The 22,136-nt window shown below is 57.8% G+C and carries 25 protein-coding genes and 1 tRNA gene; 17 read left to right on the top strand and 9 right to left on the bottom strand.

The window, feature by feature from the left end:
• Nucleotides 1-10 precede the first annotated feature (10 nt).
• On the top strand, nt 11-373 hold the full coding sequence (locus tag BW974_RS14020; protein ID WP_076430872.1) for a cupin domain-containing protein: 363 nt from the start codon (nt 11-13) through the stop codon (nt 371-373).
• Here the strand turns inward: BW974_RS14020 and BW974_RS25705 are convergent.
• A complete protein-coding gene (locus tag BW974_RS25705) occupies nt 370-546 on the bottom strand; it encodes a hypothetical protein (protein ID WP_175609701.1) in 177 nt (58 codons plus the stop codon). The two genes, BW974_RS14020 and BW974_RS25705, sit on opposite strands and share 4 nt — an antisense overlap.
• A gap of 260 nt (nt 547-806) precedes the next feature.
• On the opposite strand from BW974_RS25705, the gene BW974_RS14015 reads away from it, so the two are divergent.
• Together BW974_RS14015 and BW974_RS14010 are read left to right on the top strand one after the other, a co-directional pair.
• On the top strand, nt 807-2,861 hold the full coding sequence (locus BW974_RS14015) for a DEAD/DEAH box helicase (RefSeq protein ID WP_076430871.1): 2,055 nt from the start codon (nt 807-809) through the stop codon (nt 2,859-2,861).
• Nucleotides 2,862-2,917: 56 nt separating this feature from the next.
• Nucleotides 2,918-2,990: transfer RNA gene (locus tag BW974_RS14010), tRNA-Pro, on the top strand.
• Between the two features lie 341 nt (nt 2,991-3,331).
• Here BW974_RS14010 and BW974_RS14005 read toward each other — a convergent pair.
• Nucleotides 3,332-3,541: a hypothetical protein gene (locus BW974_RS14005; RefSeq protein ID WP_076430870.1), complete on the bottom strand. Its 210-nt coding sequence runs from the start codon at nt 3,539-3,541 to the stop codon at nt 3,332-3,334.
• A 205-nt stretch (nt 3,542-3,746) separates the two neighbouring features.
• Here BW974_RS14005 and BW974_RS14000 point away from each other — a divergent pair, with 205 nt between their 5' ends.
• The 8 genes from BW974_RS14000 (at nt 3,747) to BW974_RS13965 (ending at nt 9,995) form a co-directional block, all read left to right on the top strand.
• The gene (locus BW974_RS14000; RefSeq protein ID WP_175609700.1) at nt 3,747-4,187 is read left to right on the top strand and encodes a helix-turn-helix transcriptional regulator; all 441 of its coding nucleotides are present in this window, start codon (nt 3,747-3,749) and stop codon (nt 4,185-4,187) included.
• Nucleotides 4,188-4,234: 47 nt separating this feature from the next.
• Nucleotides 4,235-6,331: a minichromosome maintenance protein MCM gene (locus BW974_RS13995; protein ID WP_076430868.1), complete on the top strand. Its 2,097-nt coding sequence runs from the start codon at nt 4,235-4,237 to the stop codon at nt 6,329-6,331.
• A 1-nt stretch (nt 6,332) separates the two neighbouring features.
• Entirely contained in the window at nt 6,333-6,611 is a 279-nt protein-coding gene (locus BW974_RS13990) for a DUF7854 family protein (protein ID WP_076430867.1), read from the top strand.
• A gap of 219 nt (nt 6,612-6,830) precedes the next feature.
• Nucleotides 6,831-7,436 carry a DUF7504 family protein gene (locus tag BW974_RS13985; RefSeq protein WP_076430866.1) on the top strand — a complete coding sequence of 202 codons (606 nt, stop codon included), beginning with the start codon at nt 6,831-6,833 and terminating at the stop codon, nt 7,434-7,436.
• A gap of 46 nt (nt 7,437-7,482) precedes the next feature.
• The gene (locus BW974_RS13980) at nt 7,483-7,821 is read left to right on the top strand and encodes a DUF7855 family protein (protein ID WP_076430865.1); all 339 of its coding nucleotides are present in this window, start codon (nt 7,483-7,485) and stop codon (nt 7,819-7,821) included.
• Nucleotides 7,822-7,834: 13 nt separating this feature from the next.
• A complete protein-coding gene (locus BW974_RS13975; RefSeq protein ID WP_076430864.1) occupies nt 7,835-8,692 on the top strand; it encodes a DUF7856 family protein in 858 nt (285 codons plus the stop codon).
• Between the two features lie 26 nt (nt 8,693-8,718).
• Nucleotides 8,719-9,336: a DUF7857 domain-containing protein gene (locus BW974_RS13970; RefSeq protein ID WP_076430863.1), complete on the top strand. Its 618-nt coding sequence runs from the start codon at nt 8,719-8,721 to the stop codon at nt 9,334-9,336.
• A complete protein-coding gene (locus BW974_RS13965; RefSeq protein WP_076430862.1) occupies nt 9,333-9,995 on the top strand; it encodes a MinD/ParA family ATP-binding protein in 663 nt (220 codons plus the stop codon). Before BW974_RS13970 ends, BW974_RS13965 begins: the two co-directional genes overlap by 4 nt.
• On the opposite strand, the gene BW974_RS13960 is transcribed toward BW974_RS13965, so the two are convergent.
• Entirely contained in the window at nt 9,977-10,855 is an 879-nt protein-coding gene (locus tag BW974_RS13960) for a transcription initiation factor IIB (RefSeq protein ID WP_076430861.1), read from the bottom strand. The genes BW974_RS13965 and BW974_RS13960 overlap by 19 nt on opposite strands.
• 172 nt (nt 10,856-11,027) lie before the next feature.
• Between BW974_RS13960 and BW974_RS13955 the strand changes: the two genes are divergently transcribed.
• A complete protein-coding gene (locus BW974_RS13955; RefSeq protein WP_076430860.1) occupies nt 11,028-11,543 on the top strand; it encodes a DUF7858 family protein in 516 nt (171 codons plus the stop codon).
• 67 nt (nt 11,544-11,610) lie between these two features.
• Here BW974_RS13955 and BW974_RS13950 read toward each other — a convergent pair whose 3' ends face one another.
• From BW974_RS13950 to BW974_RS13930, 5 genes are all read right to left on the bottom strand, one after another.
• Nucleotides 11,611-12,393: a ParA family protein gene (locus tag BW974_RS13950; RefSeq protein WP_076430859.1), complete on the bottom strand. Its 783-nt coding sequence runs from the start codon at nt 12,391-12,393 to the stop codon at nt 11,611-11,613.
• 46 nt (nt 12,394-12,439) lie between these two features.
• Nucleotides 12,440-12,865: an HIT family protein gene (locus BW974_RS13945; RefSeq protein ID WP_076430858.1), complete on the bottom strand. Its 426-nt coding sequence runs from the start codon at nt 12,863-12,865 to the stop codon at nt 12,440-12,442.
• A gap of 76 nt (nt 12,866-12,941) precedes the next feature.
• Complete coding sequence (locus tag BW974_RS13940) at nt 12,942-13,337, bottom strand: DUF6276 family protein (protein ID WP_076430857.1); 396 nt, start codon at nt 13,335-13,337, stop codon at nt 12,942-12,944.
• Nucleotides 13,338-13,389: 52 nt separating this feature from the next.
• On the bottom strand, nt 13,390-14,046 hold the full coding sequence (locus BW974_RS13935) for a DUF502 domain-containing protein (RefSeq protein WP_076430856.1): 657 nt from the start codon (nt 14,044-14,046) through the stop codon (nt 13,390-13,392).
• A gap of 50 nt (nt 14,047-14,096) precedes the next feature.
• Nucleotides 14,097-14,927, bottom strand: coding sequence for a proline dehydrogenase family protein (locus tag BW974_RS13930; RefSeq protein WP_076430855.1), 831 nt, complete (start codon nt 14,925-14,927; stop codon nt 14,097-14,099).
• Nucleotides 14,928-15,016: 89 nt separating this feature from the next.
• Between BW974_RS13930 and BW974_RS13925 the strand changes: the two genes are divergently transcribed.
• The 5 genes from BW974_RS13925 (at nt 15,017) to BW974_RS13905 (ending at nt 21,073) form a co-directional block, all read left to right on the top strand.
• Nucleotides 15,017-15,583 (top strand): CDP-2,3-bis-(O-geranylgeranyl)-sn-glycerol synthase, encoded by a 567-nt coding sequence (locus BW974_RS13925; RefSeq protein WP_076430854.1) that lies wholly within the window; start codon nt 15,017-15,019, stop codon nt 15,581-15,583.
• A 48-nt stretch (nt 15,584-15,631) separates the two neighbouring features.
• The gene (pyrE, locus tag BW974_RS13920; protein WP_076430853.1) at nt 15,632-16,156 is read left to right on the top strand and encodes an orotate phosphoribosyltransferase; all 525 of its coding nucleotides are present in this window, start codon (nt 15,632-15,634) and stop codon (nt 16,154-16,156) included.
• Between the two features lie 552 nt (nt 16,157-16,708).
• Nucleotides 16,709-18,649, top strand: coding sequence for a threonine--tRNA ligase (gene thrS / locus BW974_RS13915; protein WP_076430852.1), 1,941 nt, complete (start codon nt 16,709-16,711; stop codon nt 18,647-18,649).
• A 106-nt stretch (nt 18,650-18,755) separates the two neighbouring features.
• Nucleotides 18,756-19,469 (top strand): phosphoribosyltransferase family protein, encoded by a 714-nt coding sequence (locus BW974_RS13910; protein WP_076430851.1) that lies wholly within the window; start codon nt 18,756-18,758, stop codon nt 19,467-19,469.
• A 200-nt stretch (nt 19,470-19,669) separates the two neighbouring features.
• On the top strand, nt 19,670-21,073 hold the full coding sequence (locus tag BW974_RS13905; protein ID WP_084186279.1) for an NCS2 family permease: 1,404 nt from the start codon (nt 19,670-19,672) through the stop codon (nt 21,071-21,073).
• A gap of 38 nt (nt 21,074-21,111) precedes the next feature.
• Here BW974_RS13905 and BW974_RS13900 read toward each other — a convergent pair whose 3' ends face one another.
• Nucleotides 21,112-22,032, bottom strand: coding sequence for a thermonuclease family protein (locus BW974_RS13900; RefSeq protein ID WP_076430849.1), 921 nt, complete (start codon nt 22,030-22,032; stop codon nt 21,112-21,114).
• Between the last annotated feature and the right edge of the window lie 104 nt (nt 22,033-22,136).

Raw genomic sequence — 22,136 nt, 5'->3', positions numbered from 1 at the left:
AAAGCGGCGTATGGCCGACCCAATCGTGCGGAACGGAGACGAGGTAGAGTACGAAGCAGTCGGAGCCGCAGAAGGAATGGCGAAAGGCGTCCTCATCGGCGACGAACAGGGCGCGCCGAACTTTGCGATTCGGCGGTTTACGCTGGAACCCGGAGCAGAAGTGCCGGAGCACACGAACGAAGTCGAACACGAACAGTACGTTTTAGAGGGCGAGTACACCGTCGGCATCGAAGGCGAAGAGTACGAAGTCAGTGCTGGCGACTCGCTGCTCATTCCTGCCGGTGCTGTTCACTGGTATCGAAACGAAAGCGACGAATCGGGTGCGTTCCTCTGTGCGGTGCCGAACGGGGACGACGAAATTAACCTCGTCTAGCGGTGCTCAGAGAGCGAAATCACGGTGTCGATGGATGCGGATACCCACGCTTTTTCTGCTCGCGTATCTCGCATTCGGATTAGCGGTCGTTCCTTATCCGAACCGTCCTCAATCTCTAAGATAATCTTGTCGTCGAACCGCCGTGGGAGTGTTTCTTCTTGCGTGCCGTCCATTACGTTCTGTCACCTGTGGAGCGCTACTGCGCGCTGACTGGCGCTAGCGGATGGACTGGCTTTGTTATGAGCCGGTTGCCAAAACGGTATTTCGGGAATAACGCCCGCGAGCGAGCGTTATTCTACCATTGACGGTTTTCAATGGCCGATTTCGATGGGAGTTGGTGCTGCCTAACACGGCGGAAAAACGGCATCGTTGAACGATGGGGCGATTCGGTCAGTCCGAATCGCTAAAATAGCTTCAGCGTGTAGCACTCGCCGTGTCGAAGCAGGCTCAGCAGGTGGAGACGCTCTTCTGCCACGAAACGGATCGCGGCTATCGAGTCGTCGCCCAGCAGGGCGGAAAGCGGCTGTTCCGAGCAATTCTCGAACTCAAGGAAACGAGCGCCGGGCCGCGTCCGGCGCGATTTATGCAGAAAGACGGGTCGAACGAAAAGCCACGCAGTCCGGGCGAGTTCATCGAACTCGCCCGGGGTGCAGACCGTATTCGGATTTCACAGCAGACCTCGCCTGATGGCCGAGCTGAGCTGAAAGAAATGTTGTCGGGGTATCAACTCGATGCAACGGCGGTTCGAACCTGCCGACTCTGTGCGAACAAAGGGGAGTATTCGCCAATCAGCAGTGAAACGGCGATCGATACGGGAGAAGAGTACATCTGTCCTGACTGCGCGACAGAGGAGTTGGAGCGCGAACTCTCCTTCAGGGGCAACCTAACTGGGTCTGCTCAAGACAGACTCGAAGACCTCCTGCTGGAGGTGCAGGATTTGCAGCGAATCACGAACCTGCTCAAGGGGCGACTCGACCCGGATTTGACGAAGTTCGACGAAATCAGCGCGAACGTGGAGGATGTAGACCTGAAACGAGTGGATTCACTGAATCTCCATCCCGGTGTTCAAAATCTACTCGAATCACGGTTCGATACCCTGCTTCCGGTGCAGAGCCTCGCGGTACAGAACGGACTACTCGATGGCGACGACCAACTCGTCGTCAGCGCGACCGCGACCGGAAAAACCCTCGTCGGAGAGATGACCGGCCTCGACCGGGTGCTGAACGGACAAGGCAAGATGCTCTTTCTGGTTCCCCTCGTCGCACTGGCGAACCAGAAACACGAGGATTTCAAGGACGAATACGGCGACCTCGCCAACGTCACCATCCGCGTCGGCGCGAGTCGCGTGCGCGATGACGGTAACAGATTCGACCCGAACGCGGACATCATCGTCGGAACCTACGAGGGAATCGACCACGCACTGCGAACCGGACGCGATTTGGGCGACATCGGAACCGTCGTCATCGACGAAGTTCACACCCTACAAGAACAGGAGCGCGGGCACCGACTCGACGGACTCATCTCGCGGTTGAAATACTACTGCGAGAAGCGCGCGAAGCAAAAACAGAACTACGGCGGCGCACAGTGGGTGTATCTCTCCGCGACAGTTGGCAATCCACGCGACCTCGCGCAGGCGCTCGAAGCGAATCTCGTGGAGTTCGAAGAACGACCGGTCGCGCTGGAGCGTCACGTCACCTTCGCCAGCGGGCAGGAAAAACCCAACATCGAGAACAAACTCGTCAAGCGCGAGTTCGACCGCGAATCCTCGAAGGGGTATCGCGGTCAGACGATCATCTTCACCAACTCGCGGCGGCGCTGTCACGAGATTTCCCGAAAGTTGGAGTACAACGCCGCGCCCTACCACGCTGGACTGGATTACGGACGGCGGAAGAAGGTCGAGCGCATGTTCGCCGAGCAGGAACTGTCGGCGGTCGTGACGACCGCGGCACTCGCGGCGGGTGTCGATTTCCCTGCTTCACAGGTCATCTTCGACTCGCTTGCGATGGGTATCGAATGGCTCACCGTACAGGAGTTCCACCAGATGCTCGGACGCGCCGGTCGCCCGGACTACCACGACCGCGGGAAAGTGTACGTCCTCGTGGAACCCGACGGGAGCTATCACAACAGCATGGAGATGTCGGAAGACGAAGTGGCGTTTAAACTGCTGAAAGGCGAGATGGAAGACGTGCGCACGCTCTACGACGAGAGCGCCGCAATCGAGGAGACGCTGGCGAACGTCACGGTCGGCGGCAAGGCCGCAAAGCGCCTGAACGACCGCATGATTGGCGACGTGCCGACGAAGCACGCACTCGGCAAACTGCTCGAATACGAGTTCATCGACGGCTTTTCGCCAACCCACCTCGGGCGCGTCATCACGAGCCACTTCCTCGCGCCCGACGAAGCCTTCCGAATCGTGGACGGCATCAGGAAGGACAGACATCCGTTCGACATCGTCGCCGACCTCGAACTGTTCGATGATGACGAGTAACACTCCCGAGCGCGAAACGAAACGCTTTACAGTGCAAGTGCGCTACTCGTGAGTACGGGATCGTGGGGTAGCTTGGTATCCTTTCGGCCTTGGGTGCCGATAACCCCGGTTCAAATCCGGGCGATCCCATACAACCTTTTCCTGCGTTCAGAAGTGCCAGAGGCACTTCTTCACTGGCAAAGCGTTGATGAAAAACACTACGCTCCTCCCGATGGTCGTCACTTGGTCTGCTCGCTTCGCTCGCAGTAGAATAACGTGAAACGTAACCGCACAGCAATGTACGAGTCGCACGCTCGCGTGGTGAGTGATACGAGTGGTGAAACCACGAGTGAACGAACGAGCAGGAATGTTTTGACGTAGTTCAAATCCGGGCGATTCCATTCTTGATTTCTTAGTCCATGAGCGACGCTGACCGTCTGATTTTGGTCGGTCGGTTGCTTGAAAAAGTAAATGCGATGAAGTTGCGTCGCTTACTGGCTCTGTTCCGCCTGCGCTTCCGACTCCGCAGCATCTTCGTCGTCCGTCGTAGTCGAATCGCCACTCATCGCCGTCTTGATTTTTCGCTTGACGACGAAGTAGCCACCAACCGCGAGCGCGCCGAATGCAACCGCCCCGACTTTGCCGAATTTTCGGTATCCGAATTTTGCGGCCTTTTTACCGACCGTCAGTGGTCCAAGCATAGCGGATAGATTGGCGTACAGCGGAGAAGGTGATGGGGTTGCAATCGCAAGGGGATTATTACGTATCCCTAATCGCTGCTGGATTTATTGGTTGAGAAGCATGAATGTCAATGGTTCACTGTAACCGCAATCCTGTCTACGAAGAGCAGTATCAAAAAAGAGAGAATAGAATAACTTATGCCCTCGTAACACATAATTGATAATGATGATTTGGGCCGTGACACGAAAACTGGTGAGTGGTGAGGCTATCGAGAAGTGGATGAAACGCGCGGGGTTGGGGAACAACGCCGAAGCGGGAGCAAACGAACAACGAGTCGAAATCATCGAATCGAAGCCCGAACGAACAGCGGAATTCAAATCGGAACCAAAGCAGGTGTCGATGACTGATTTCGCATTCGAAAGCGGGCTAACACCCGGGGAATACATCGTGCAGTTGCTCGAAGGACACGACGGCAAACGACGCCAGCAGGAACTCATCGCAGAAACCGGCTGGTCGCGTTCGACAGTCAGCAGATTGCTCGGGAAGATGGAAGCACGGGGCGAAATTGTTCGTGTTCGTCTCGGAAATGAAAACGTAGTTTATCTCCCCAATTTCGTGCCCACGTTTGCTCGCCGAATCGACCCTGTTCCAATCCCAGAACGCTGACGAATTTTGCGAAAGTTCTTACGTAATCGGCGACCAAGAGTTGATGAATGGCTCGCGCGGAAAATACGGAACTGGTTGACCGATTCGAGCAGTTCTACCGGCGATATTACGGCGACCAAGTCGGGGAACTCGCCCAGCAGTACCCGAACGAAAAGCGGTCGCTGTACATCGACTGGAACGACCTGTATCGGTTCGACGCGGACATCGCAGACGACTACCTCGCGCAACCACAGCAGTTGCAAGAGTACGCAGAGGAGGCACTTCGACTGTACGACCTCCCCGTGGACGTGAGCCTCGGACAGGCACACGTCCGCCTGCAAGACCTGCCGGAACACACGGACATCCGCGCGATTCGTGCCCGGCACGTCAACACGATGGTCAGCGTGCAGGGAATCATCCGCAAGGCGACGGGCGTCCGACCGAAGATTCAGGAGGCCGCCTTCGAATGCCAACGCTGTGGAACGCTGACGCTCATTCCGCAAGCAGGCGGCGATTTTCAGGAACCACACGAATGTCAGGGGTGTGAACGACAAGGCCCGTTCCGAATCAACTTCGACCAATCCGAGTTCATCGACTCGCAGAAACTTCGCGTGCAAGAGAGTCCGGAAGGACTCCGCGGCGGCGAGACGCCACAGAGTATCGACATCCACATCGAAGACGACATCACCGGCAACGTCTCTCCCGGCGACCACGTGACAGTAACCGGCATTCTCCACCTCGAACAGCAGGGAAGCGGACAGGAGAAGTCCGCCGTTTTCGACGTCTACATGGACGGCGTTTCGGTCGTCATCGAGGACGAAGAGTTCGAGGACATGGACATCACCGACGAGGACAAAGAGGAAATCGTCGAACTCTCGAACGAACCGGACATCTACGAGCAAATGGTCGCGTCCATTGCACCGGCCATCTACGGGTACGATGAGGAGAAGTTGGCGATGATTCTTCAACTGTTCTCCGGCGTGACCAAACATCTCCCCGACGGGTCGCGGATTCGCGGCGATTTACATATGCTCCTGATAGGTGACCCGGGTACGGGTAAATCGCAGATGCTATCATATATACAACATATTGCACCCCGTTCCGTCTATACTTCCGGTAAGGGTTCATCCTCAGCAGGGCTTACTGCCGCCGCAGTCCGCGACGACTTCGGCGACGGGCAACAGTGGACGCTGGAAGCAGGTGCGCTCGTTCTTGCAGACAAGGGAATCGCGGCGGTGGACGAACTGGACAAAATGAATCCGGACGACCGCTCCGCCATGCACGAGGGGTTGGAACAGCAGAAGATCAGCGTGAGCAAAGCCGGAATTAATGCAACGTTAAAGTCCCGCTGTTCGCTTCTCGGCGCAGCGAACCCGAAGTACGGACGATTCGACCAGTACGAACCCATCGGAGAGCAAATCGACCTCGAACCCGCGCTCATCTCGCGCTTCGACCTCATCTTCACGGTGACGGACAAACCCGACCCAGACCACGACGCACGGCTCGCAGAACACATCCTACAAACCAACTTCGCCGGGGAGTTGAACACCCAGCGGACGGAAATCAACGCTCCGAACATCAGCGAAGAACAAGTACAAAGTCAGACGGAAGAGGTCGCTCCGGCCATCGACGCGGAACTCCTCCGAAAGTACATCGCTTACGCAAAATCGAACATTTATCCGACGATGAAACCGGAGGCCCGCGAGGCGATTCGGGATTTCTACGTCGATTTGCGTTCGAAGGGTGCCGACGAGGACGCGCCGGTTCCAGTGACGGCCCGGAAACTGGAGGCACTGGTTCGACTGGCAGAGGCCAGCGCCCGAGTTCGGCTGTCGGATACGGTCGAACAACAGGACGCAAACCGCGTCATCGAAATCGTTCGGTCGTGTCTACAGGACATCGGTGTTGACCCGGAAACGGGGCAGTTCGACGCCGACGTGGTCGAAACGGGAACGTCGAAAACTCAGCGCGACCGTATCAAAAATATCAAACAGCTCATTGCGAATATCGAGGAGGAGTACGACGAAGGTGCTCCTGTCGAAGTCGTCCTCGACAGGGCGGATGAAATCGGTTTAGACCCGTCCAAGGCGGAGCATGAAATTGACAAGCTAAAGCAGAAAGGCGAGGTGTACGAACCCTCCACCGACCACCTTCGAACGACCTAACATGGACAGAATCTCCGCACTCCGTAACATCGAGGATGCACTTTCCGCGTTCGAGTCCGGCGAGAACGACCTGCAGGCCACAGAGGAGCGAGTGCTGGCGGTACTCAGAACATACGCAACCGAGTTCGAGAGTGAGGGTGATTTGTCCGCATATCGGGCACGAGGAGACGACCGGGCCGACGGTGTCGTCGTCGTTGCGGAGTCAGCGGACTCCGCGCGAACGCGGGTTTACGAACTGCTCGGCGACCGTGATGTCGATTTTAGAATAGATATTATATAGTGACTGTCAAAATTTGAAATATGGAAAAATAAATAAACATGCTCCGGGAATAGGAGAGACATAGAACTGCGTTCGCAGGTGTATCAAATGGGACAGCATCGACAAAGATTTCGGGACTTATCCAGCCCATAATAATGCAGGTGGCCAAACGATACACACTGGATGGCACGGGACGGATCACACAAAGAGCGAACGCGGTATCGCCGAGGACAGCCTAGTATGAGCAGTGTTCCGGCGAGTTTGGACGGCGAATCCAGTATTTTAGTTCTCGCACCGTCGATGAGCACGGAGGCCGACGAAACGTGCATCGATTTGCTCACGCAAGCGCCATCGGAACAGGAAAACGTTCTCTGGGTCACGTTCACTCGGTCGCCGGACGGCTGTTTGCAGGATTGGCTCTCACACGCTGGTGGACGCCCGGCAAATCTCCGGTTTCTCAGCGTGGGAGAGACGGTTCGCTCCGTTGCCGCATCCTCGTCCATGCAGGAGACGCCGAACGAAGCGGTTATCGACACCCTCTCCAATCCCGGCGATTTGACCGGGCTCGGAATCAAAGTCAGCGAGATCCTCCAGCAGTGGCACGGAAACAGCTATGAGACTGTTGCGTGTTTCCATTCGCTCACCGCGCTGCTCCAGTACTCCGACGTACAAACCGTCTACAAGTTCCTTCACGTGCTTACGGGACGCTTCGCCACCGCGGGCGTGAGCGCTCACTTCCACCTCGACCCCGAAGCCCACGATTCGCAAACAATCAACACGCTGAAAACGCTGTTCGACGCCGTTGCAGAACTCGAAGATGGCGATTGGTCGGTTAGAACGCGGTGAGATAATTTTAAATCATATTAGCGGTGAACAACCCGATACGACTGACATGTTACTCGTGGCCACGTACTCCCAGTCCGCTCGGCAGACGCTTCGAAACGTCTGCACGACATACGAGGAGTGCGTCGTCCGCCGATTCGGGCGTGCCGTTCTACTGTGCGAGACGGAATTGAGTGCGTTTCTCGCGCTCCGTCTCCGCGAAAAACACGGTACGGACGTGCAAATCGAACGTACCACGCCGCTGAACGAGTTCCGAAAAGTGCCGAAATCGGTTCGAGACGCCGCATGCGCGTACGAAAACCGCGAACATCCGAGCACGTCGTACAGCAAGTTCGCGGTCGGAACTGACCATCCGTCTCCGGATAGTATGCGCGACGAAGAACTGTGAGGATGTACCGTCGATGAAAGTTAGAATCAACGGTGAAACCCAGACCGGACGCGCTATCGACCTACGGGGATGGTCGGTGACGCCGACCGAGGTTGTCGCCGCAGTTCGAGAGGATGGAGAATCGGACGACGAATCGCTCGCAGTTGATTGTCCCGAACCTAGACCGATACACAAACACGTCGGACTCATCGAACCGGAGTTGTCGCTCACCGTTCGGCCTGCGATGGCCAGCGCCGCACGCTCCAACGGTTTGAGCGCGCCACAGGACGAAGAGATAGCGATACTCACGAAAAAGCTGAACTCGTTCGATGTGCGGGACGTTTCACTTCGGTCAGAGCGACGGCGGGTTGCGGACGCCAGCGGGTCGGAAACGGAACTTCGGGAGCAAGTTGCGGCGCTTCGAGGACGAGTACAAACGCTCCGAGAAACGGACATGAACGCGGAATCGGCCGAGTCGAGACTTCGAGAGGCGACCCAAAAACTCTCGGAGATGGAAACAGAGCGAATTGCCGCCGAACAGGCGCTCGAACAGGCACAGAAACGACTGCACTCGATACGAGACGAACGAGTAGAACACTTGCGCCTCCGCGACCGGAAGGAAAATCTCGAACGAACCGCTCGAAAGTACCTCGGGCAGCAGATTCGAGAAGAGTTCGTCGCCGGGGTTTCGGCGGTTCCGAAAGATGAAAATGGAAATGAGCAGCTGTCGGATCCGACTCTTTTGGGGCCGTTAGAAAGTGACTCCGTAACTGTGGCGTTAGCGATAGCACGAATCGCAAATCTTCGGGCACCAATCGTCCTTTCGTGTGACCGATTCGAGACTGCAAACTCAGCGAGCGACTGTCTCGATACGCCCGTGCTACAGGTTTAAGAGCGAAGACGAACCCAACCCGGGGCATGGTGACGCTACGCTGGACCACGGACGAACGGTCGGACGGACGAAAAACAATCACGTTGGTCGAACTGGTAATCGAAAATTCGACCGAGACGCCAGTTCGGATACGCGTCGGCAATCGACTCGATGGACGGGTTTGGCCGCCCCACCGGGAGGGTGTTCCGGAAACCGGATGGGACGACGGTGGATTCGAAGGCGTCGTGGCTGCTGGCGAACGACGGTCGCTCGGCTATGCGAGCCCATCGGAACTGACCGGACCGGACGACGTTCCTGCCGAAATCGTCTGGACAGAACGGGCGGCCGAACCGCGAAGCGAGGAAACGCTCAGAAGAAGCGATTTCGACGGTGGGGATTCGTCCGAAGAGATTCAACCGACGGCAGAAAGCGTCGTTCGAGCCCTCGGAGATTCCCGACCTCCCGCGGATGCCGTTGCGATACCGACCAATCCCGAACTACCGGAGGCGGTCAAATCGTGGCTGTCGCGGGTCGAAGCGCGAATCGAGCGCCGCAAACGAACGGGACGTGCCGGGGAAGAACCGCTTTCAGAAGACAAACGGGTGCTTCGTGAAGTCGCAGAGCGAATTGACAATCTTCGAGAACAAGTCGGGGCAGACGGATGATTGTCGCAGTGACGGGCGGAAAAGGTGGGGTCGGGAAATCGACCGTCGCGCTGAATCTTGGGAGTGAACTCGATGCTGTCGTCGTGGATGCAGACCTCGCAATGGCAGACCTTCCGGCGACGCGTGGCCCAGACTTGCACGACGTGCTTGCAGGGCGTGCGGAACCACTCGAAGCGATTTCGACGGTCGGAACGGTTTCCTTGTTGTCCTGTGGTCGCACCCTCGCTGGCGCGCGAGGATGCGATTTGCTTGCATTCACGGAAACAATTGAGCAGGTTGCAAAAGAGTACGAACACATCGTCATCGACTGTCCGGCGGGAATGGCCGCGGATGCGGGACTACCGCTGGTCGCCGCGGATTCGTGTTTGCTCGTCACGGTTCCTCAGCGATTCGCGCTGGCGGATGCAGTTCGGACGAGAACGCTGGCGCGACAACTCGATACGGGTCTCTTACGGGTGGTATTGAACAGAACAGGAGACAATCCGCCGGTTGAAATCGTCGAACGAACGCTCGGGGCACCGGTAACCGCGATTCCGGAGTCGAAAACACTTGCGCAGGCACAGCGACACGGTCGGCCAGTTGCAACGACTGCATCGGAAAGCACGTCAGCGGAGCGATTCGCGGAACTCGGACGGGCGGTTCACCGCTGTAGGTCGTGATACGTCGAACGAAGCGTGACAGGAGTTACGTCTGCGACTTCTGCTGCGGCGCGCTGGGTGACCTTCTCGTTGCATTTGCGGGCGGCAGCGTAGAGACAGGCCGCGGCGACACCGCTCGGATTGCGACCGCTGACTAAATGTTTCGTTTCTGCCGCTTCGATAAATTCCGTTGCACATCGCTCGACTGCCATCGAGAGGTCGAGTTGGCTGGCGAATCGAGGAAGATACTCACGAGGGTCAATCGGCCCGGTGGGAAGTCCGAGTTCGCGATTCAGTGCATCGTAGGCGACAGTCAGTTCGTCCCGTTCGGCACGCGCTTTTTCGACGACTTCGTCCAGCGTCCGCGAGACGGTTGCGGTTCGGCAAGTCGCGTAGACGGCCGCCGCAGCGAATCCTTCCAGCGAGCGACCGCGAAGTAAGTCTTCGTTCTGTGCGGATTCGAACAGTACACAGGCTTGGTCGCGCACGTTCATGGGGAGTTGGAGCGCGCCGACGAGACGGCGTATTTCGGTAAATCCGTACACCTGATTCCGCTCGGATTTCGAAGAGATTCTGGCACGGTTGTGTTGCCGACGCATTCGCGTTATCTGCCGTCGCTTGCGACCGGTCAATCGAACCGAGCTGTCACGATAGCCGATTTCGGTGGACAGACCGCGGTCGTGTCGAGAACGCGTCAGCGGCGCACCGGTTCGTTTCTTATCCGTCTCGTCGTCGCTGAACGACCGCCACTCCGGGCCGCGGTCTAAGTTGTCCTCCGCGACGACGAGGCCGCATTCGGTGCAGACGGCTTCTGCGCCGTGTTCGCGGACTCGACTTCTACATTCTGGGCACGTTTCTTCGTGTGTCTGTGTCGTACTCATCTCAGTGAAAACTTCTCCCGAGATGGTATTTAAACGAGCGGAGAAATCGGGGTAGAAGAGTGATTCGGCGAAGCAGAGCGTACCGGTAGCCGGTACGCTCTCTCCGGCAGCCAATTACCAGATTTGATACCTGTCACAAACATTCAAGTCGGTGAGAAGACAAGAAAATCATATGGCACTGTCGGATATTGCGGAGGGTCTGGAGGTGACGACGGAACAGAGAAACCGCGGTGTCGCAACCGTAGACGACACTGGCCGAAACCTCCGCGAACGACTGGAAACGTTTGCCGACGACCTTCCGTGTGCTGCTGACACGGCGGAAACGATACTGGAAACCCACGCCTCCGGAACGTCTGTCGGCGAAAGTGCGCGCCAAAGTGGAGTCGCGCCGATTACCGCGGCAAAGACACTCCACCTACTCGGCGTGCACGGCGTTTCGCCACTTCCACCGATGGGGCACGAAATCATTCGAGATTGGCTCTCGGCCGACCTCTCGCGCTCGGAAGCGCGGGCGTTGACCGGCGCGAACGAAACCGAGTTCGCACTGGCGACGTTCATCGAAACGCACGAACCGATAGCGGGGGCGGCAGAAGTAGTCGAAGGCGCACTGACGTTCGGCGGCGATGCTGCGGTGAGAAAGCGGGATGCGCTGGCGGAGACGATGAGCGGCGTCGGCGACTTATTCTAATCGAAAGCGCGAAAAATCGTTTCGTTGGCACTCATTTCGTTGGTAATCGTCGATTGGCAATCGACGGTTACGAAAGCGACTCCGGCAGATAGTCGTTCGGGTCAATATCGAGGAGACTGTCCTCAGGAAACTCGATGTCGAGCGACGTGTCGAAGACGATTTCGGCGGCGAGCGCGACGGCGGGTGAGAACGACGTATCGAGGTTGGGAGCACTCGCCGGAGCGTTTTCGGCGGAAGTCGTTTCGCTCGACGGAATCGCCAGTTCGTCGGTGAGTTGATGGTCGCCGTCTGCTCCTGCACGATTGGCGATGACAGTGTCTGCACTCGTCCCGAGGTCGGCCAATCTGCCACGCATCGCTTGCACAGCGTCCGAACCGCAACGAGACGCGGGCGCAATCAGTGCAATGGAATCGGCGGCGTTGACCGCCGCAACGGCCTGATTCGCGGCGATTGGAGGTGTATCAATCAAAATGTAGTCGAAACGATTCGACGCGGTTTCGACGAGCGTTTCGAATCGCTTCGCCGCCTCAACTGTTTTCGCGCGTGCGAGTCGTTCGAACGGTGCGTACACCGGACAGAGCGCGAGTCGCCCGGGCGTTTCGACAGGATGGTCGATGAGCGCCTCGTTCAGTTTGTCCTCGTCAGAGTCGATTTCTCCATCGAGCAAAAGCGCGGTGAGGTCGGTGTCGATACGTCCGGGAATGTGGCGGGCCAAGCCTTGCGTGGCGAACGCGGCGTCGAGAATCGCCACGTCGCGGCCAGCGTGTGTGAGGATGGCCCCGAGTTCGATGCAGAGACGTGTCGTCCCTGCTCCGCCAGTTGCACCGACGAATGCGGTAGTTCGTTTCACGGGTCTATCGCGGAATAGATTCGTGCTGGTATAAAAAATCTGGGAGTTACCGGGCGTCGGCGATGTCACTCGCGATTTCGTCCAATTCCTCGTCGGAGAGGTCGGGCGTGTTTCCGGCAATGGCGTGAATCGGATTGCCGCCGTCGCCGTCGAATCGAGGGATGATGTGTGCGTGAACGTGTGAAACTTCCTGTCCAGCCGCCTCGCCATTGTTGAACGCGACGTTGCTCGCGTCGGCGTCAACCGCGTCCTCGACAACGGGCGTGAGTCGATGAAGCGCCGAAAACAGGTCGCTGGCGGTATCTTCGGGCACATCGGCGAGCGTTTCGTGATGGTCTTTCGGAATGACGAGCGTGTGGCCCGGCGCGAGGGGGTTCACGTCGAGAAAGGCGAACACGGTGTCGTCCTCGTAGACAGTCTTACTCGGGATGTCGCCTGCGACGATTTGGCAGAAGATGCAGTCGTTGACCATGCTCGTCTAGTTGTGAGACGGCATGATGAAAGTTGAGGCTTCGTGAGGACGAGAGACGGGAAAGGAAAGCGCTGATTTATTCTCGCAGTTGGAGCAGTTGCCGACGCCGCGATTCGATGTCGAAGTTAGGTTCGAGTTCCGGATCGTCCGCGAGTCTGTCGAGGACGAGCAGGGGGTCAACCCCGGCCGCTTCCACCCTGTCGAGCAGGGCGTCGATGCGTTGACGGTGGAGGGCCAGCGACGAAAGGAGCGCGGTAGCGAGCGTCATCGCGGCGGCCGCGTCCCTGTCTTCGGGAAGCACGTCGCTTATCGTGGTGAAATCGCTGAGTTCAGCATCTGGGTTTTCGACTGGTTCGAGTTGAAGGCAGTGCGGACAGAGAAGTACCGAAGACGGTTTGCCGGGAACATCCTCGCGGAGTGCAGACGGAACGGCGAACGGAAGTCGTTCCTCTCCGCAGTCAGGGCACGTCATGGATGAACGTAGAATCGCTTTGTTGAAAAACCTACTAGTTTTTGCTCTGATATTATCTGGTCGGCGGTGGTGTCTTGGTGCCGTCCTCTCCTTCGTCGGTTACGTTGATGGGGATTCCACTTTCGCTGTTTTCGCCGAATCCGGCACTGAGGACACGGGTCAAGGCATCCTCGACGGATTCGTCGGTTTCGGTAAACTGGTCAGGTTCGACTTCCACGACGAATCCAGTCGTGATGTTCGGTGCGGTGGGCAAAAACAGAAGTTCGCGTCCGTCGTCGGTTTTCTTGCCGGTTTTGAAGGCGGTCATCCGCATTCCTTCCCACGTCTCGATTTTGACGGGTTTCTGGAGTTGATTGGTGTCAGAAAGAGCGGTTTCTGCGGCCATCTTAGACGCATTGTAGACGATTCGGAGGCCCGGAAGTTGGTTCATTGCGCCGTCGATGGCGTTTTCGACGATGCCACCGACGGTCGTCCGCATGAGATATCCCATGCTCAGCACGAGCATAGCGAAGACGGTGAGGACGATTCCGACCCGAATGAGACTTCCGGGAATGGTCAGTATTCCTTCAATAACGGTGTAATCCGAAATGTTCTCCAAAAACGGCAAACCGGCAATTTTCAGGAACATCCATGCGACGATGTACGCAGTGACCAGTAACGGGGCGAGGACGATGAGACCACTTCCGGCGTCACGCTTCCACGAAGACATTTGTGTGTAGCATGCGAGTGCAGGAATATAAACCAGTTGCAACGTTTCCGTTATCGACCGAGCACCGCGCGAGCCGCGAACAGCAGGTTTTCTTTGCGTTCCATGACACGACGGTAGAAGTAGGACATCCATTTGCCACCGTAGGGAACGTACTGCCAGACTTCGTACTCCTCCGCGAGTTCGTACTGGGCGTCCTCACGCACGCCCATCAGCATCTGGATTTCGAAGTCCGTGCCGTACTCCTCGTGGAGTTCCTTCGCGTACTCTATCATCGCCGGGTCGTGACTGCCAACTGCGATACCGCCCTCGAACTCCTGAAACATGTATTCGAGGTATTCGCGGTACACTGCATCGACCTTCGCTTTGTCCTTGTACGCGATTTCCTTCGGTTCGTCGTAGGCACCCTTGACCAGTCGAACCTTGCCGGGGAGGGAAGCGAGTCGTTCGAGGTCGTCTTCCGTGCGCTTCAGATTCGCTTGGATGCAGACACCGACGCCACCGTCGTGTTCGCGCGTCAACTGCTCGAACACGTCGAGGGTCGCGTCCGTCGTCTCGTGGTCTTCCATATCTATCCAGACGAACGTGTCGTTCGCGGCGTCCGCGATGCGCTCCATATTTTCCCGAAAGACGTGTGTACCGATGTCGAGTCCAACCTGCGAGGGTTTGACCGAAACGCAGGCAGAAAGGCCGGAGCGTTCGATGTCTTCGAGTAGTCGAACGTACACTTCGGCGTCCTCGTCCGCCGGTTTTCGGTCGTGATAATGTTCGCCAAGAAGGTTGAGAATAACGTTGACGTTTCGCTGATTCAGTTTCTGTGTATGCTCAAGCGCCTCCGCCGGAGTTTCTCCCGCGACGAACCGACTGGCAATCGGAGGTATCATATCCCGGGATTTGCACCCCCGTGCCTTAGGGTTATATATGCCCGCGCCAGACCGTCGGTTCTTAAGACCCGGGGAGTTTCTGTCTCGATATGGATATACTCGGTGTGGATATTTTCGATTTCGGCGTCCTCATCGTCGCGGTGTGGGCGATGTTGCCCGCATACGTGCCGAACAATGTAGCAGTGGTTGCGGGCGGTGGCGCACCCATCGACGGCGGACGGACGTGGAACGGGGAACGACTCCTCGGCGACGGAAAAACGTGGCGCGGTACCATCGCCGGAGTCGCAGTCGGCGCACTGCTCGCCCTCGGATTGAACATCATAAATGGAACAGCGGCGGACGTTCTGAATGTCTCACTGCCGGAGTTCCCCGCGACCGTCATGGTCGCGATGCCACTCGGTGCGATGCTCGGCGATATGGGGGCGTCCTTCCTGAAGCGTCGAACCGGGCGACAGCGCGGCGCGGCGTTCCCGGGCGTTGACCAGTTGGATTTCGTCGTGATGGCACTCTTGCTCACGTCGATTGCCGCGCCCGAGTGGACGTTGGAGACGTTTACCCTTCCAGTGCTCACCGTGGTCGTCGTGGTGACGCCGTTCTTGCATCTGACGACGAACATGCTCGCGTACATGCTCGGATTGAAGAACGAACCGTGGTAACGACCGCAAAAAACTACTTTTAACCCACCTCCCCGCCCGTTGTCGCACATGGCGAATCAGGAACTCATCGCGGCCCTGCGCTCGGCGGACGCCGTCCAGTACGGCGAATTTGAACTCTCGCACGGCGGAACGAGCAGTTACTACGTGGACAAATACCTGTTCGAAACCGACCCGCACTGCCTCGAACTCATCGCGGAAGCCTTCGCGGAGCGACTCGGAGAGACGAAACTCGCGGGAGTCGCCCTCGGCGCAGTTCCGCTCGTGGCCGTCACGAGCGTCGAAACGGGCAATCCCTACGTCATCGCGCGAAAACAGAAAAAAGAATACGGCACGGCGAACCTCGTGGAAGGTCGATTGGAGGAAGGCGAGGAAGTCGTCGTCCTCGAAGACATCGTGACGACGGGCCAGAGCGCGGTGGACGCCGTGGAAGCCCTCCGGGATGCAGGTGCGGAGGTGAACAAAATTCTCGTCGTCGTGGACAGAGAAGAGGGTGGCAGGGAGAATCTGGAAGACGCAGGTGTGGAGATGGAAGCACTGCTTTCGGCCTCGGATTTGCTCGAACAGGAAGAGTAGCGAACCGGGAGTGAGAAGCGATTTACTTTAAAGACTGATTTTGATTCTTGGCGCGCGAAGGCGAACCGTCAGGTTCGCTCACACGAGGGATGAGGCTTGCGAGACGTGAAGCGACTCGCTGACCTGCGGCCGTGGCCCGCAGGTATCGCAACGAACGCAGTGAGTGAGAAACGCAATCGGTTGGAGAGGGCGTGGCTAATGCAGTTCGGTTGCGGTCTGATTGGAGTCGTGATTTGCTGGCAGCACCGGAAAATGACAGCAAACGACGAAACGCAACCATTACCAAACACACTCCAATTTCACACAAGGTATAAATACCATTCCAAGACTACTATCTCGATAAGCAACACGATGTTGGGTGACTGCTTTACACGCCGGGTTCTCGCCCGATAATCTAGTCACCACCATCGTCGTTTTCCCGCCCGCTTCTGACACGGAGAGCGATGCGTTTCTGCGCCAGTCTGTAGATGTGCGCTCGATTTCGTGTCCGGGTGTCTGTTGCGCACTCGAATGGAGAGCAGGGCAGTCAAAAAATCAACACCAGTCACAACCATGAGTCAACAAGAACAGTCAGCAGTCGTCGTATCGCTTCCAGATGGGTCGAACCGCGAGTTCGACAACCCGGTATCTGTCGAGAATGTCGCCTACGACATCGGGCCGGGACTCGGGGAGGATTGCGTCGCCGGAATCGTAGACAGCGACCTCGTTGCGCCCGAATATCGAATCGAATCCGACGCGAACCTGCGAATCGTAACGCCGGATTCCGACGAGTACGTTCGCGTCCTTCGCCACTCCGCGGCGCACGTTCTCGCGCAGGCAGTTCTCCGGCAGTTCCCGAACGCGAAACTCGCCATCGGACCGCCGACGGACGAGGGATTTTACTACGATTTCGACGGCGTCGAACTCGACAGCGACGACCTCGCGGAAATCGAGGACGAGATGCGGAAAATCGTGGCCGAGGATTACGACATCGTGCGCGAGGAGGTGCCGCCCGAAGAAGCACGGGAGCGACTGGCAGACCAACCCTACAAACTCGAACTGCTTTCGGAAATCGAGGAAGCAGGCGAATCGGTGACGTTCTACCGACAGGGTGAGTTCGAAGACCTCTGTGCTGGCCCGCACGTCGCATCGACGGGCAAAATCGGCGCGCTCTCACTGCTGGAAATCGCGGGCGCGTACTGGCGCGGCGACGAGGACGAAGCCATGCTGACGCGAGTGTACGGCACGGCATTCGACCGCGAATCCGAGTTGGAAGCGTTCCTCGAACGAAAGGAGGAAGCGGAAAAACGCGACCACCGCAAAATCGGGTCGGCGATGGAGTTGTTTTCGGTTCCCGACCACTCGCCGGGGTGCGTGCATTTCCATCCGAACGGGATGGCGATACGCCGGGAGTTAGAGGAGTTCGTGCGCGAGAAGAACCGCGAATTGGGCTACGAAGAGGTGAAGACGCCGGAACTCAACCGCGCCGAACTGTGGAAGAAGTCGGGCCACTACGAGCATTTCAAGGAGGAAGGTGAGATGTTCGCGTGGGAGCAGAATGGGCACGAATACGGCCTGAAACCGATGAACTGTGCGAATCACGCCTATCTCTACGACCACGACAGACGGTCGTATCGTGACCTGCCTCTGCGGTTTTCGGAGTTCGGAATGTGCTACCGGAACGAGCAATCGGGGGAGCTTTCGGGTATGTTGCGAGTGCGCGGGTTCACGCAGGACGACGGGCACGCCTTCGTTCGCCCCGACCAAATTCGGGACGAAATCGCTCGAACGCTGGCCGTCATCCGCGAAATGTACGCCGTCTTTGGGCTTGACGTACTGCTAAAACTGGAGACGAAACCCGACGATGCCATCGGCGATGATGCGCTCTGGGAGCGTGCGCACGACGCCCTCCGAAACGCGCTTTCGGACGAGGAGTTAGAGTACGAAGTCGCCGAGGGAGAAGGCGCGTTCTACGGACCGAAAATCGCGATTAATGCGGAGGATGCAATCGGACGCGAGTGGACGATTGGAACGGTACAGTTGGATTTCGTCCAGCCCGAACGAATCGGTATCAGTTACGTCGGCGAGGACAACGAGGAACACCGCCCGGTGATGATTCATCGCGCGCTTCTCGGCTCGCTGGAACGGTTTATGGGCGTGTGTATCGAGCATTTCGCGGGCGATTTCCCGCTTTGGCTCGCACCTGAGCAGGTTCGTGTGCTTCCGATTACGGACGACGATGCGGGATATGCCGCGGAAATCGCCGAGGAATTCGGCGATTTCCGCGTCGAAGTGGATAATCGAGACTGGACGCTCGGCAAGAAAATCCGTGCAGGACACGACGAAAACGTTCCGTACATGGTCATCGTCGGCAGTGACGAAGCAGAGTCGGGGACGATTTCGGTTCGAGATAGAAACGAACGCCAGCAGGGGGACATCGAACGTTCGACGTTTCGCGCACATCTCGAAGCGGAATACGAGGAAAAGCGTCGGAAAGCCGATTTCCTCGACTGAGTCAAAAAAACAAGAACAGGTGCGTGGATAAATAGCACGGGTGTGCCCAGACACACTACATTCTCCATCGAAGTGTTCAAGGTTGCACGATGGTGAGTACAGAGGTATGAATCGAGCAGAGAAGGCCACTCTCCAACTACAGGCAGTCTCAGTTCTGCGGATGTTAAAAGAGACCCGAACCTACGACGAACTCGCCGAAGTAACCGAACTTCCGGCAGGCGATTTGAACCGCTACGTGAACGGCCACGTCCTGCCGAGCACCGACCGCGCGGAGGCGGTCGTCGAGGGCGTCGGAAAGAAAGAACTCGCGGAGGAACTGCAAGCCCGCACTCGACTCGACACCGAGGGCTACGTGGACAACTCCGACGTCGTTTTCGACCAGTCGTTTCTCGACCTCGTCGCGCCCGTCGCCGCCGAGACGTTCGATTTCGAACACCCAGACGTGGTGTTGACCGCAGCAACCGACGGCATCACGCTCGCCGCCGCGATGGCGAGTTACTTCGGGGCGCGCTGTGCCTACGCGAAGAAATCCAAGGAAACCGCCGTCGAGGAGTTCATCGAGGCCCGTCAGCGACTCGCCTCGGGTATCGAACTCACCTACTATCTCCCTTCCTCCGCCATCGGGTCGGGCGAAACCGTCCTCGTCGTGGACGACCTGATTCGCTCCGGCGAAACCCAAGAACTGCTTTTGGAAATCGCCAGTGACGCGGACGCGGATGTCGGCGGCGTCTTCGCGCTCATCGCGGCGGGCGACGAAGGTATCGAGCGTGCGAAAGCGCGCACCGACGCACCCGTCGGTGCGCTGGCGTCGTTCGACTGAGGATACGTCGTCCGTCGATTCGAAATTGTAGGCACATCTATGCGAAATTAGACGACTAAAATCCACTATTCCGATAAATTATACACGATTGCGTATAGCTGCCCAGAATCAATGGGAACTGTTAAGTATGCTATCACGGATATGCTCACTCGTGCATTATGGGGACGAGTGATACTACAGACACTACCGCCAGTTCGGGAATGGCCGGTGTCCTCGCAAACTACTTCGGTTTCGAAGAACACGGCACAGATTTACGAACGGAAGTCGTCGCGGGGATAACGACGTTTTTGACGATGAGCTACATCGTCGTCGTCAATCCAAGCATCCTCGCAGACAGCCCGGATATTCCGATTCAAGACGGCATCCAACTGGCCGGATACTCCTACGGCCAGACGGTTTCGATGCTCGCCGTCGTGACCATCATCGCGGCCGCGGTCGCAACGCTCACGATGGCCTTCTACGCGAACAGACCGTTCGCGCAGGCACCCGGCCTCGGCCTGAACGCCTTCTTCGCGTTCACGGTCGTCGGCGCACTCGGAATTTCGTGGCAGACCGCGCTGGCCGCGGTGTTCGTGGAAGGACTCATTTTCATCGCACTGACCGCAATCGGCGCACGAAAATACGTCATCCGTCTGTTTCCAGAACCGGTGAAGTTCGCCGTCGGAACCGGTATCGGACTGTTCCTCGCCATCATCGGCTTGCAGGCGATGAACGTCGTCGTTCCCGACGAAGCGACCTACGTCACGCTCGGCCCTGTCGCGTCCGACCCCGTGGCGATTCTCTCCGTGTTCGGCCTCTTCCTCACCTTCGCGCTATACGCCCGCGGCACGCCGGGTTCCATCATCATCGGCATCGGCCTGACGACGCTCGTCGGCTACGCCGCAGAATGGTTCGGCCTCGTCGCGCCCAACACGCTCACGCCGCAGATGGTGGGCGCGACCTACGACATCACCCCGGTCGCCGGAGCGTTCATTTCGGGACTCAATGGCATCGAGGCCTTCTCGTTCGCGCTCGTCGTGTTCACGTTCTTCTTCGTGGACTTCTTCGACACCGCCGGAACCCTCGTCGGCGTCGGACAGGTCGGCGGCTTCCTCAACGACAAAGGAAACCTTCCGGACATCGACAAACCGCTCATGGCCGACGCAGTCGGAACGACGGTTGGCGGCATGCTCGGCACTTCGACCGTGACGACCTACATCGAATCCGCCTCGGGTGTCGAAGAGGGCGGTCGAACCGGAATGACGGCGCTCGTCGTCGGACTCCTGTTCATACTGTCGCTGGCCTTCGTTCCCGTGGCCGCCGCGATTCCGCAGTACGCCTCCCACATCGCGCTAGTCGTCATCGGTGTCGTGATGCTCGGAAACGTCGTTGACATCGCGTGGGACGACATCACCAATACGGTTCCGGCAGGCATGACCATCCTCATTATGCCCTTCACGTTCTCCATCGCCTACGGCATCGCCGCGGGCATCGTCTCCTACCCAATCGTCAAACTCGCGGCAGGCGAACTGGAGGACACCCGACCCGGCCACTGGGCGCTCGCAGTCGCCTTCGTCCTCTACTTCTTCGTCCGGACGAGTGGAATGTTGCAAGGCAACGTCTGAACGGTTCTTCTCATTCTCCCGGCCTACTCTCTTCCAGTCTACTCACTCCTCGCTGACGGCGGTTCGTCCGTAATCTGGTCGATTGCGGTGACCACGATTTCCGGTTTTTCTTCGTACAGTTTCAGTTCACCCTGCACGTAGGCGTAGCTTCGGTGTGGCTTCGTCACCGTCACCCCGTCGTCTTCGGCGACGTATCGCGTATCGAGAAGTGACAGGAGTCTCTGGCCCGCTTCCGTCGTTCTGACGTTGGGGAGAAACAACTGAAACGGCTGTGCCTGTGACCCGATACCGACCACGACGTGTTCAGCGCCGGCGCGCCAGTAGTCGTTGAGTTCGGTGAAAACCACGACTTCCTCGCCGATTCGACTCGTGATTTTCTCGTAATCGAGACGGCTGTCGAAAAGCGACGGATGGGACGCTCGTCTGAACCCCTGGATAACTTCAGCGCGGAGTTCCCACCACGCGCACATCGAACTGTAGTCGCGCATCACAGCACCGTTCACGGCCAGTTGATTCCACACGCCGATATGCTCGGCCTGCGCCTCTCGTTCGGCGTCGCGGTACCGACGGTGATACTCCTCGAAATGCGCATAGCCGTACTTCGTGAAATACGGACTGTAGCCAGCCCGAATCATGTGTTCCTGAAAGTCGGTGTCGTTTTTGTGGACGTACACCAGCGGTCGTCCGTAGTTGTCTCGATAGCGTTTCAGGCAGTCGTCCAGTTCCTCGTCGCCGGGGAACTCGACGGTGATGGATTCGCCTTCCGGAAAGAACGACTTCGCTTCCTCCTTCGCCTGTTTTCCCCACGGCGTTACAGGTTTTCCCCCGCCACCACTCGATTCTTCAGTGTCGAGGGCGAGAATTCGAAGATTCTCACGTTCGCCCTGCAAATCGACTTTGACGGTGTCGCCATCGACCGCTTCGATGACTTCCACCGTCGTCGTCGTTCCGAATGGCATCTCACACCACCGACTGCAAGGAGGTGGTGTGAGATGCAGAATAGTCGGTGCTGATTCGCTTTGCCACGAATGATTGCTTGCTCATGATTGCCCCATTCCACGAA

It is taken from the genome of Haladaptatus litoreus, from assembly GCF_900156425.1.
Lineage (GTDB): Archaea > Halobacteriota > Halobacteria > Halobacteriales > Haladaptataceae > Haladaptatus > Haladaptatus litoreus.
The sequence above is the reverse complement of the archived record's forward strand: the minus strand, read 5'-3'. Positions and strand labels throughout refer to the sequence as shown.

Bases quoted from the DNA above. Each gene is read 5' to 3' on its own strand.
- BW974_RS13995 (WP_076430868.1), top strand. From the start codon at position 4,235: ATGGCTCGCGCGGAAAATACGGAACTGGTTGACCGATTCGAGCAGTTC.
- BW974_RS13980 (WP_076430865.1), top strand. From the start codon at position 7,483: ATGTTACTCGTGGCCACGTACTCCCAGTCCGCTCGGCAGACGCTTCGA.
- BW974_RS13990 (WP_076430867.1), top strand. From the start codon at position 6,333: ATGGACAGAATCTCCGCACTCCGTAACATCGAGGATGCACTTTCCGCG.
- thrS (WP_076430852.1), top strand. From the start codon at position 16,709: ATGAGTCAACAAGAACAGTCAGCAGTCGTCGTATCGCTTCCAGATGGG.
- BW974_RS13945 (WP_076430858.1), bottom strand. From the start codon at position 12,865: ATGGTCAACGACTGCATCTTCTGCCAAATCGTCGCAGGCGACATCCCG.
- BW974_RS13900 (WP_076430849.1), bottom strand. From the start codon at position 22,032: ATGCCATTCGGAACGACGACGACGGTGGAAGTCATCGAAGCGGTCGAT.
- BW974_RS13930 (WP_076430855.1), bottom strand. From the start codon at position 14,927: ATGATACCTCCGATTGCCAGTCGGTTCGTCGCGGGAGAAACTCCGGCG.
- pyrE (WP_076430853.1), top strand. From the start codon at position 15,632: ATGGCGAATCAGGAACTCATCGCGGCCCTGCGCTCGGCGGACGCCGTC.
- BW974_RS13905 (WP_084186279.1), top strand. From the start codon at position 19,670: ATGGCCGGTGTCCTCGCAAACTACTTCGGTTTCGAAGAACACGGCACA.
- BW974_RS13935 (WP_076430856.1), bottom strand. From the start codon at position 14,046: ATGTCTTCGTGGAAGCGTGACGCCGGAAGTGGTCTCATCGTCCTCGCC.
- BW974_RS13960 (WP_076430861.1), bottom strand. From the start codon at position 10,855: ATGAGTACGACACAGACACACGAAGAAACGTGCCCAGAATGTAGAAGT.
- BW974_RS13970 (WP_076430863.1), top strand. From the start codon at position 8,719: ATGGTGACGCTACGCTGGACCACGGACGAACGGTCGGACGGACGAAAA.
- BW974_RS25705 (WP_175609701.1), bottom strand. From the start codon at position 546: ATGGACGGCACGCAAGAAGAAACACTCCCACGGCGGTTCGACGACAAG.
- BW974_RS13940 (WP_076430857.1), bottom strand. From the start codon at position 13,337: ATGACGTGCCCTGACTGCGGAGAGGAACGACTTCCGTTCGCCGTTCCG.
- BW974_RS13985 (WP_076430866.1), top strand. From the start codon at position 6,831: ATGAGCAGTGTTCCGGCGAGTTTGGACGGCGAATCCAGTATTTTAGTT.
- BW974_RS13975 (WP_076430864.1), top strand. From the start codon at position 7,835: ATGAAAGTTAGAATCAACGGTGAAACCCAGACCGGACGCGCTATCGAC.
- BW974_RS13965 (WP_076430862.1), top strand. From the start codon at position 9,333: ATGATTGTCGCAGTGACGGGCGGAAAAGGTGGGGTCGGGAAATCGACC.
- BW974_RS14020 (WP_076430872.1), top strand. From the start codon at position 11: ATGGCCGACCCAATCGTGCGGAACGGAGACGAGGTAGAGTACGAAGCA.
- BW974_RS13925 (WP_076430854.1), top strand. From the start codon at position 15,017: ATGGATATACTCGGTGTGGATATTTTCGATTTCGGCGTCCTCATCGTC.
- BW974_RS13910 (WP_076430851.1), top strand. From the start codon at position 18,756: ATGAATCGAGCAGAGAAGGCCACTCTCCAACTACAGGCAGTCTCAGTT.
- BW974_RS14005 (WP_076430870.1), bottom strand. From the start codon at position 3,541: ATGCTTGGACCACTGACGGTCGGTAAAAAGGCCGCAAAATTCGGATAC.
- BW974_RS13955 (WP_076430860.1), top strand. From the start codon at position 11,028: ATGGCACTGTCGGATATTGCGGAGGGTCTGGAGGTGACGACGGAACAG.
- BW974_RS14000 (WP_175609700.1), top strand. From the start codon at position 3,747: ATGATTTGGGCCGTGACACGAAAACTGGTGAGTGGTGAGGCTATCGAG.